Raw genomic sequence first — 9,264 nt, 5'->3', positions numbered from 1 at the left:
AAGATCAGAGGTAGAACTCGTTCTTCAGGTCTGTGCGACGCTGGGTCAGCGCGTTGCGTGGTACACCGGCCTCGGCGGCCAGAGCGACGATCGCTGCGCGGCCGGTGTCCTGACCGGGGTGTCACCCGCGAGTGACACGGACACAGCCGGTCGGCTGGATCGGGGGCTGGCACAGCGGGCGCTGCGCGAAGTCCACGGCCGGCTCGACGACCTCACCACCCTCGTCACCGAACAGCTCACCACAGCCGCCCAGCCCGGACAGGCCGAGTGGTCGGCTGTCCGCTCCATCGTGAGCCAGAGTGTCGAGGAACTCCGCCGCGAACCGCACCCAGCCGCCCACGACACCGGCGAGGACAACGGCGGGAGTGACGGCGGCACTCGGAGCGTGAAGTTCCCCTGGTCAGACACGTAATCGTCTATAGCTGTTGCCGGTTGGGCGTTCCTCAGCCAGCGCCGTCGCGCGCCCACCGGTAGAACTCATGGGCCATCGCGTCCTCCGGCCCGTGCCAGGTCTGCGGGTTGTACGGGCTGACGAAGGCGGAGAGACGATTGCTGATGTCACGGAAGGCCGGGAGTGCCGCCACCTTCGAGATCTCGGGTCCGGGTGGCTTCTCGGATTCGATCAGGTGGAGGTAGACGTCGCCGAATTGGAAGAGGCTGCGCCGGGCGACTCCGACGAGGTGCGGCAGTTCGCCGGAGTCGGAGGCCGCGAACAGCTTGGCGATGTCCGGGGCCGATTCCGGCGCCATGCGGGCGACTATCAGAGCTTTGTGCATCAGGGGCTTCCCTTCGTTGGCCGACTCCGCCGGCGGCAGGGGCGGCCGGGGAGCAGGACTGGCCACGTACGGCACGCCGGGGCGGTGGCTTCGATCGAGCCGGTCAGGGTGTGACGGCGGCGGTACGGCTGTCGCGGTCGCGCTGTTCGATCTTGTCCCGGATAAGCGCCATCTGGGTTTGCGAGTTGCGGTTGATGTTGTTCGTCATCCAGTCGTCGTCAACCGGGGCGTTCGGCTTCATTGCGAAGTCCTGGTGCCATCGCATCCGGGTGCCGCCCGGGGCCTGGGCGTATTCCCATCGGATGTCCATGTGGGCGAAGGGGCCCGTCTCGATACGGTGGGCGCGGACCTGTAGGCCCGCCCGGTCGGTTGTCCGCTCCGAGACCCAACTCCAGACCGTGCCCTTCTCGTCCGGGTGCATGGTCAGGCGGAACCTTGTCGTGTTCCCGTTGCGAGCGAGGATTTCGACCGACGCGTACTCGCTGAACAACTGGGGCCAGCTCTCCAGGTCGTTGGTCATGTCCCAGACGAGGTCCAGCGGCGCTGCGACGATGATTTCGTTCTCGGTGTGTCCGGGCATGTCAGGCTCCGCTCATGAGGCTGTCGTTGACGAGGTCCAGGAACTGCCGGGGGGTCTTGCACTGATCCGCTTCGGGGGGCAGCGGTCGGCCGTGCCGGTTCTCCAGCTCGCCGACGATGCCGAGCAGGCCCAGTGAGTCGAGGCCGTATTCGTCGAAACGGGCGTCGGGGCGCCTTGCCAGTTCGAGTGGGTCGACGGTGATGCCGGCACCCTTCTTCATCAGCGCGGCGAGTTCTTCGGGGGTCAGTCGATCGGGCACGGGGATCTCCTTCGCACGAGTTCTATTGAGGGGTGTCGGTGGCTTTCTGCAGCACGAGCGCTGCGTTGGAGCCCATGAGTCCGCGGCTCAGGACCAGTGCCGTCCGCAGCTGTGCTGGGCGGGCACTGCCGGTCACGACGTTGAGGTCGTGACAGACGTCGAAGACGTTGGGGGTGGGCGGTACGAGGTTGTGTTCCATGGCCAGCACTGCGCAGGCCGTGTCGAGCACGGGGCCCCCGCAGTAGGCCCGGCCGATTCCGGTCTTGGGCGCCGTCACCGGAACGCGCAGGCCGTGGGCGCCCAGCGCGTCGGCGATCGCCATCGCTTCGGCGCGGTCGGCCCGTGCTACACCGAGGGCGTCGGCGAAGACCACGTCGATCTGTTCGGGCGCGCAGTCGGCCTCTTCCAGAGCGCCGCGGATTGCGCGGGCGAGCCCTTCCCGGGACTGATCCCACCGGGAGGGTCCGGTGAATGTCGCGGCGTGGCCGCTCACCGTGGCGCGGATCTCGGCGCCGCGGCTGCGGGCCGCTGTCTCGTCCTCAACGACGAACATCGCGCCGCCTTCGGCGGGAACGAAGCCGCAGGCGTCGGAGGTGAAGGGCCGGTATGCGCGTGCGGGGTCCTCGCGGGTGCTGAGGGCCTCGTACCCGAGTTGGCAGACGACCGAGTACGGCGCGAGAGGAGCTTCTGTGGCGCCGACCACGATCGCGTCGGTGCCGCGCCGGATGGCCCCGGCGGCGTGTGCGAAGGCATCGAGCCCACCTGCCTCGTCACTGGCGACGACGCCACAGGGCCCCTTGAGAGCGCCGCGGATGGAGACCTGGCCTGTGCTTGCGGCGTAGAACCAGGCGATGGACTGGTACGGCCCGACGAAGCGCGGTCCCTGGCCCCACAGGCGCTGCAGTTCGCGCTGTCCGAACTCGCCACCGCCCGACCCGGCTGCGGTCACCACCCCTACGGAGAAGGGCGAACCCTCGTAGTCGCCGTGAGCAAGCCGGGCATCTTCCATCGCGAGCTGAGCGGCGGCCATCGCGAAGTGCGTGAACCTGTCGGTCTGGATGAGGTAGCGTTCCTCGATCAGCGCACTTGCGTCGAAGGCGGATACCTCACCTGCGACACGAAGCGGCAGCTGCTCACACCCCTCACGGGTGACCCGGCCCAGGACACTGACCCCTGCCTGTGCTGACTTCCAGAAGGCTTCTGCGCCGATCCCGCTGGGTGCGATGGCACCGATCCCGGTGATCACCGGGATGCGGGCGGGCCGACGGTGGCTCATGTGGCCCTCCCGTTCGGCCTGGTCATGACGACCGCGGACTGGAAACCGCCGAACCCGCTGCCTACCGAGAGCACACTGCGCAGCTTCCGCGGTCGAGCGGTTCGCGGTACGTAATCCAGATCGCACTCGGGGTCGGGCGTCTCGTAATTCGCGGTGGGGGGCACCACTTGGTGAACCATGGCCAGCACACAAGCCACCAGCTCGATCGCGCCGATGGCGCCGAGCGAGTGGCCCACCATGGATTTTATTGAACTCATGGGTGTGTCGTACGCGTGATCGCCGAGGGAGTGTTTCACCGCGGCCGTCTCGTGCCGGTCGTTCTGCTTGGTGCCGGAGCCGTGCGCGTTGACGTAGTCGATCGCCGTGCGGTCGAGGCGGGCATGGCGGAGTGCGGTGTCGATCGCCCGGGCCATCTCCAAGCCCTCGCGGGTCAGTCCCGTCATGTGGTGTGCGTTGGCGAAGGTGGCGTATCCGCCGATCTCGCAATAGATGACCGCGCCTCGGGCAACGGCGTGTTCGAACTCTTCCAGCACGAGGACGGCACCGCCCTCTCCCATGACAAACCCGTCCCGGTCGGCATCGAATGGCCGCGAGGCGTGGGCAGGGTCGTCGTTGTTCGCAGACGTCGCCTTGATGGCGTCGAAGCACGCCATGGTGATCGGCGAGATCGGAGAGTCCGAGGCGCCGGCCACGCAGACGTCGGCCCTGCCCTCCTGGATGGCGTGGAAGGCGTATCCTATGGCGTCTAGCCCCGAGGTACAGCCGGTCGTAACGGTCTGCACCGGCCCGTGGGCGCCGACTTGTTCGGCCACTGCAGAGGCGAGAACGCTCGGCGAAAACGCCCGGTGCAGATGGGGACCAGCGGACCGGTGGTCCACGTCCCAGCGCGCACCGGAGCCGCTGACGGCGACGTAGTCGTGCTCGAGACGGGTAGTGCCACCGACGGCGGTGCCCAGTGTCACCCCGATGCGCCACGGGTCTTCCTCCCCGGCGACAAGACCGGAGTCGCGTAGGGCCTCCCGAGCGGCAACCAGCGCGAACTGGACGTACCGGTCCGAGCGTTCCACCTCGTCCTGGCCGAGACCGTGGGCCGCGGGGTCGAAGTCAACCTCCGCGGCGATGCGCGAGCGAAACCCCGCAGGATCGAAGAGAGTGATGCCGCGGGTCGCCGTACGCCCGTTGGCGAGCAGGTCCCAAAACGCGGCGGCGCCGACTCCGCCCGGGGCGACTATACCGACCCCGGTAACCGCCACCCGCCGGGTCATGAAGCGGCCCCGGCCCTCTTTGGCGGCACCTGTACGGCGCTGCCCGTGTGCTCGGTGTCGACGTGACCGAGCTCGGGGCGAGGGGCGAGCGGACCCAGGTGAAAGACCATGCGGGCTTCTACGTCGCCGACGTTGCGAAACCGGTGGCGCACGTTCAGCGGGATCAGAAGGCCCTGGTCGGGCCACAGCTCATGCGTCTCACCGTCCAGATCCACCTCCAGGAGCCCGCTCACGACGTACACGAACTCCTCGGAGTACGGGTGGTAGTGCTCACCGATGCGCTCATCCGGCTGCAGGATGGCAAGGCCCATGAAGCCACTGGTGGCACCCACCGTGGCCGGGGTGAGCATGGCGCGCAGATCACCTCCGCGCCGCTGGTTGGGCTGCGTGTCGGCGAGGTTCACGATGCGCGGGCCTTGTGCGGTCATGGCATTGCCTCCAGGAGCGTTGCTTGACGGCTTGCGGAGTGCTGTGAAGCGGGCGGAAGTATGAGTCAGGATTCCGGCGACGCGCACCGGTCGGTGATCAGCTGCATTTCGCAGGGCCAGGGAGAGCTCGGGACAGCCGGGTGGAGAGCGACCTCATGCGTGCTGCCGCTTGTGCCGTCGTTTGCGCCGTGGTCGAGCAGGCGGGCCAGCGAAGTTTTCTGTCGTTCGGTGTCGACACCGAACGACAGGCAGGGATGCGCGTCGAGCCGGCCGCGTACATCGAGCAGCCGCACGACGATGTCGTCGCGCTGGAAGACGGTGCTGCTGGTGATGGAGTTGTGCGGGTGGTTGGCCGCCGCTTCGTCCTGGTGGGCCAGCAGCCGGGCCAGGGCCATCCCGCAGCCTTCCTTGGCCTGGTAGTACAGCGCGTGACGCGTTGTACCAGCGAGTTCCAGTCCGTCGGTGGTCATGTGGTGCACGGCAGGAAGCGCCGCCCGGGTGAAGAACAGCCGGGCGGACTGCGGATCGTCCAGGTCCCGGTCCTGCTCCAGATACGGGTTGATGGCTTCCTCGACGGCTCTGATCTCAGGCTGCCGGGCTACGTGCCTGAGGGCGGCGAGTAGGTCGCCCTGTACCTCGATGGTCCGTACGACGCGATTGCCGTGCATGAAGAGCGAGGTGCGGCATAGCCGTGTGTGCTCGTCGACCTGGGCGGCTGGGGAGGTGTACCCGGCGAGGATGTTCGCGACGGTTTGCTCGCTGCCGGGTCTGACCGTGAACGTAAGAGCGTGGCGGACCACGCCGTCCCCGAGCCGTGGCGAAACCTGCAGCCCGTCCTTGGACCGTTCTGGCATCTCGGTACAGGACCGTCCGGTCTCCCGCAGGACGCTGTATCGAAGCGAGCGCATTTCACGTACACAGCGGCTCATCGGCTTGACCGTCTCGACGTGCTCTTCGCTGTTCACCCATGCCAGAAAGGAGGGCGCGTCCTGCCATTCGCTGGTGACGAGCCACTGTGACGGGTTCTCGAACGACTGGCACAGTTGGTCGCTGAGGTGCCCGGGAACCGCCGCCACGTGGTCGCGCAGATGGTCATACGCCTCCAGAAACTGCTGCTGCTCGCCCTCGTGAAGGTCCAGCAGAAGAACGACCCGCAGCCGTGAGCCGTCGAAGGCGGACTGCGATACCCGTTGGGACAGGGCTGTCACCTTGCACACTCCTTGTCAGCAACGCGGCTCAGGGGCTGCACTCGTCCGTCCGCCCGTGTGGGGGCGCGGCCCAGGGCGACAACCCATGAAGCGAACAGCCCGCCCTTGCGGGTGTGGGCCGCTCCGCAATCGATTCTTTGTCCGCCGCCACGGGGGGCGCGAGAGCTCAGATCCAGGTGGGTGAATGGGCGACCGAACCGCCCCGGCACAGGGCATGCAGAATCCATCCCCCCGGCGGCACAGAGCAAGGAGCGACATGGAAGAGAACGTCGACCACCGGGTGCCCGTCCTGATCGTGGGCGGGTCCCTGGTGGGCCTGTCCGCCTCACTGTTCCTCGCCCGCCAAGGCATCAGGCACATGCTGGTCGAGAAACACTCGGCCATCTCCGAGCACCCGCGCGGACGTGGCATCAACGTCCGCACGATGGAGCTGTACAGGAGCGCCGGCCTGGAAGCAGGCATCAGACAGGCCGCTTCGGGCCTCGCGGAGAACAACGGCATCCTTCAAGCCCGGTCGCTGACCGGCGACGACGAGCGGTGGCTGTTCAGGGAAATCGATGCAGGTGGAACACTGGCGCGATGGAGCCCGACCACATGGTGTCTGTGCAGCCAGGACGCCATCGAGCCGGTCCTGATGTCCCACACTCGCAGGCACGGGGCCGACCTGAGGTTCTCCACCGAGCTGATGTCATTCGACCAGGACGCCACAGGAGTGACCGCGGTGGTGAAAAACCGGGACACCGGCGACCACAGCACCATCCGCTCCGACTACCTCATCGCCGCCGACGGCCCCCGCAGCCCCGTAAGGGAACAGCTCAGGATCGGCCGACAAGGCCGTGGCGCCCTGTTCCACAATGTGAGCGTCACCTTCCGCTCCGAACAGCTGGTCGACGTGGTGGGCGACCGGCGTTTCATCGTCTGCTACCTCACCCGCCCAGAAGCCGCCGGTGCGCTGCTACCGGTGGACAACCAGGGAATGTGGGTGTTCCACCTACCCTGGCACCCCGAACAGCACGAGACATTCGAGGACTTCACACAGGAGCGATGTGTCGAACACATCCGCAGAGCCATCGGCGCCCCGAACCTGGACATCGAGATCACCGGCAAGGCTCCCTGGCACGCGACGGAGCTGGTCGCCGAACAATACTCCCGTGGCCGGGTCTTCCTCGCCGGCGACGCCGCCCATGAGATGTCTCCCACCGGGGCGTTCGGCTCCAACACCGGAATCCAGGACGCACACAACCTTGCCTGGAAACTTGCGCTGGTGCTGAACGGTTCGGCCGGCTGCGGACTGCTCGACACCTACGAGTCCGAACGGCTGCCGGTGGCACAAGCGACGAGTGAGCGCGCATCGGCGCGCTCCGCAGAGCACAGCCACCCCGGCTACGCAGCCCCCGTCACACCCGGAGGCCGACGACAAGGAGGGCTCCTTCCCGTGATCATGGGATACGGCTACCCCAGCGGTGCCGTACTGGGCACCCCTCCTGAACGGCCCGTCGTGCCCGAAGGGATGCACCTGACGGGCGACCCGGGCACCAGGGCCCCCCACCTGTGGGTCAACAAATCCGGCGACCGGATCTCCACCCTCGACCTCTACGAGCTGTCGTTCGTCCTGCTCAGCTCGGAGGGCACACCATGGCGTGCCGCAGCGAACAGGGTTGCCGAACGGCTGGCCATCCGGCTGGACGCCTACACCATCGGTACTGGCCCGCAAGCCGACCTGAGCGTCGAGAACGGGGCAGACTGGGCACAAATGCACGGCACAACAACCGAAGGCGCACTACTCGTACGCCCGGACGGCTTCGTCGCCTGGCGGACACCGGCCGCCGACCCCGACCCCGAAACACTGCTCTACGACATCATGACAGCGCTGCTGCGCCGACCCTGACGCCACCGGACGCTGCTGCGTCTGTTGGTGACGAGCACTGATACCCCGGCACCTGAAGTGAAACCTGCGTTCGGCGCTGAGCCGGTGTGGGAAGTGGGGTTCACCCCGTCCCTGAGCCAGGTGGCCGCGCTGTGGCCGAACAAGCCTGTCACCGTCCGGCTGGAGGACCTGGACATGATCTGCGCCGCCCTCCAGGGCACGGTGGCGGACCTGAGGGAAGCCGAGCCGTTGGCGGCGTCCGAGGGACGCCCGGAGACCGAGTAGCGGGCCGTAGGCGAAAGCGGGGCTGCGCGCCCGGTCCCCCGTCCTGGCAGCGGCGGGGCCCGGCGCCCGCTGCCCCCGGAACTGACACGGGTTGGACAGTGCTCAAGGGCTTTCGGCTGCTCAGAAGTGAGCGGGGGGCGTGGATCCGCGTGTCCTCGGGCCGGGACGGCTGGCGCCAGGCTCCGTGCCGCCGCTGTGCCTGGACCGTGCCGGTGACGCGAGCAGGCGTATGCGCGCCCTGCCTCCTGGCTGTCCCTCCTGGCTGTCCGCCTCGGTGAGGACGATCCCTGGGTCTGGGGCGAGCTTCACGACAAAACCCTTGGCCCGGGCCGCCGCGTCAGCTCGCGCTGGACATTGACGGGATCCTCCTGCCCGAGGCGACGCCGGTGCTGATGCCCCAAGGCAAACCGGGCCGGCGCTTCGACATCCGCTCGTGGTGACGGGCCCGGTTTCCCGAACCGGTCCAGGACGATCCCCGGATCTGTCCGCCTCGGGTTCCCGGGCAACTGGGGCTCTTCCCCACCCCGGCCCGACAGTTCCACCGCGCGCACGCGGCCCGCATCAGCGACCGGCCGATCCCCGGTTTCGAGGCCGTCTCCGAGCAGCTGCGGCAGCTGGCGGACGAGCGCCGGGTACGGGCGGAGCCAGCAACTCACCAACACGGCATTGCGTGCGGCGGCGGAGTGATGCGGGCCGTCCCGAGGTCGTGTCGCGGTGGCTTTCCGGAACAATCGTGGGATCTTCCGCCAAGAGGAAGCGTTCCCCACAGCAGTGAAGGAGCTGATCCCATGCGTATGCGGGTTTCCATGGCCGCCGCGCTAGTGCTCGCGGTCGCCGGGCTGACCGCGAGCACCGGCGTTGCGGTGGCGGACGACGACCTCGTCAACGCCGTCAACGCCCACGCGGTAGGCCGCGACGCCCCCGCCGTAGCGATCGCCACCGCATCCACCACCGCTCACGCAGTGACCTTCCACTGCGGCCGGCTCACGGTAGCGTCCGAAGGATTCACAGGACGCTGCAGCGGGCCGATCACCCCTCGACGTAAGGGGGAAGTGGTACAGGTCGGCGGACGCGTGGTACTCAACGGCGATGTGCCCTCCCGTCCTGGTCTGCATACGCCGGCCCAGTTCACGTGTTCTTCCGCCTCCGTCCAACTCGTCCGCAGCACCACAGCCGAAAAGCTCGCGGTTACCGGCTCCAGATGCGTCCGCACCGGGCAAGGGGCCGGCCCAGCTTTGGCGCATCCTGAGCGCGCAGGTAAGTGGGTCCCGGCCTTGGTGACGTTCCTCCCGAGGGCCCGCTAGTACTCCAGCAGTACTT

Annotated in this window: 11 protein-coding genes; 3 read left to right on the top strand and 8 right to left on the bottom strand. The window is 67.8% G+C overall.

The features are described from left to right. Positions 1–412: hypothetical protein (locus J7E89_RS34175; RefSeq protein ID WP_374196950.1), on the top strand; the 412-nt coding region annotated here is incomplete at its 5' end. Positions 413–443: 31 nt separating this feature from the next. On the opposite strand, the gene J7E89_RS34170 is transcribed toward J7E89_RS34175, so the two are convergent. The 7 genes from J7E89_RS34170 to J7E89_RS34140 form a co-directional block, all read right to left on the bottom strand. Beyond that, positions 444–776 carry a TcmI family type II polyketide cyclase gene (locus J7E89_RS34170; RefSeq protein ID WP_214979311.1) on the bottom strand — a complete coding sequence of 111 codons (333 nt, stop codon included), beginning with the start codon at positions 774–776 and terminating at the stop codon, positions 444–446. Between the two features lie 103 nt (positions 777–879). After that, positions 880–1,356: an SRPBCC family protein gene (locus J7E89_RS34165; RefSeq protein WP_214979309.1), complete on the bottom strand. Its 477-nt coding sequence runs from the start codon at positions 1,354–1,356 to the stop codon at positions 880–882. A gap of 1 nt (position 1,357) precedes the next feature. Then, complete coding sequence (locus J7E89_RS34160) at positions 1,358–1,615, bottom strand: acyl carrier protein (RefSeq protein WP_214979307.1); 258 nt, start codon at positions 1,613–1,615, stop codon at positions 1,358–1,360. A gap of 22 nt (positions 1,616–1,637) precedes the next feature. Beyond that, complete coding sequence (locus J7E89_RS34155) at positions 1,638–2,891, bottom strand: ketosynthase chain-length factor (RefSeq protein WP_214979304.1); 1,254 nt, start codon at positions 2,889–2,891, stop codon at positions 1,638–1,640. Next, positions 2,888–4,156 (bottom strand): beta-ketoacyl synthase, encoded by a 1,269-nt coding sequence (locus J7E89_RS34150; protein WP_214979302.1) that lies wholly within the window; start codon positions 4,154–4,156, stop codon positions 2,888–2,890. The genes J7E89_RS34155 and J7E89_RS34150 overlap by 4 nt, the downstream gene beginning before the upstream one ends. Beyond that, a complete protein-coding gene (locus J7E89_RS34145; RefSeq protein WP_214979299.1) occupies positions 4,153–4,584 on the bottom strand; it encodes a cupin domain-containing protein in 432 nt (143 codons plus the stop codon). The genes J7E89_RS34150 and J7E89_RS34145 overlap by 4 nt, the downstream gene beginning before the upstream one ends. A gap of 65 nt (positions 4,585–4,649) precedes the next feature. Further along, the gene (locus tag J7E89_RS34140) at positions 4,650–5,792 is read right to left on the bottom strand and encodes a SchA/CurD-like domain-containing protein (RefSeq protein WP_214979298.1); all 1,143 of its coding nucleotides are present in this window, start codon (positions 5,790–5,792) and stop codon (positions 4,650–4,652) included. A gap of 256 nt (positions 5,793–6,048) precedes the next feature. Here J7E89_RS34140 and J7E89_RS34135 point away from each other — a divergent pair, with 256 nt between their 5' ends. Next, positions 6,049–7,680, top strand: coding sequence for an FAD-dependent monooxygenase (locus J7E89_RS34135; RefSeq protein ID WP_214979296.1), 1,632 nt, complete (start codon positions 6,049–6,051; stop codon positions 7,678–7,680). Between the two features lie 93 nt (positions 7,681–7,773). Further along, complete coding sequence (locus J7E89_RS34130) at positions 7,774–7,944, top strand: helix-turn-helix domain-containing protein (RefSeq protein ID WP_374196949.1); 171 nt, start codon at positions 7,774–7,776, stop codon at positions 7,942–7,944. Positions 7,945–8,762: 818 nt separating this feature from the next. Here J7E89_RS34130 and J7E89_RS34125 read toward each other — a convergent pair. Beyond that, the gene (locus J7E89_RS34125; RefSeq protein WP_214979294.1) at positions 8,763–8,903 is read right to left on the bottom strand and encodes a hypothetical protein; all 141 of its coding nucleotides are present in this window, start codon (positions 8,901–8,903) and stop codon (positions 8,763–8,765) included. Positions 8,904–9,264 lie beyond the last annotated feature (361 nt).

This window comes from Streptomyces sp. ISL-100 (assembly GCF_018614615.1).
In the GTDB taxonomy this organism is placed as follows: Bacteria; Actinomycetota; Actinomycetes; order Streptomycetales; family Streptomycetaceae; genus Streptomyces.
Note: the sequence above shows the minus strand (reverse complement) of the source record. Positions and strands in the feature narration are given on the sequence as shown.

What these genes read in the sequence shown, in the direction of transcription:
- J7E89_RS34155 (WP_214979304.1), bottom strand. Translation starts at nt 2,891, where the DNA reads ATGAGCCACCGTCGGCCCGCCCGCATCCCGGTGATCACCGGGATCGGT.
- J7E89_RS34150 (WP_214979302.1), bottom strand. Translation starts at nt 4,156, where the DNA reads ATGACCCGGCGGGTGGCGGTTACCGGGGTCGGTATAGTCGCCCCGGGC.
- J7E89_RS34135 (WP_214979296.1), top strand. Translation starts at nt 6,049, where the DNA reads ATGGAAGAGAACGTCGACCACCGGGTGCCCGTCCTGATCGTGGGCGGG.
- J7E89_RS34165 (WP_214979309.1), bottom strand. Translation starts at nt 1,356, where the DNA reads ATGCCCGGACACACCGAGAACGAAATCATCGTCGCAGCGCCGCTGGAC.
- J7E89_RS34145 (WP_214979299.1), bottom strand. Translation starts at nt 4,584, where the DNA reads ATGACCGCACAAGGCCCGCGCATCGTGAACCTCGCCGACACGCAGCCC.
- J7E89_RS34170 (WP_214979311.1), bottom strand. Translation starts at nt 776, where the DNA reads ATGCACAAAGCTCTGATAGTCGCCCGCATGGCGCCGGAATCGGCCCCG.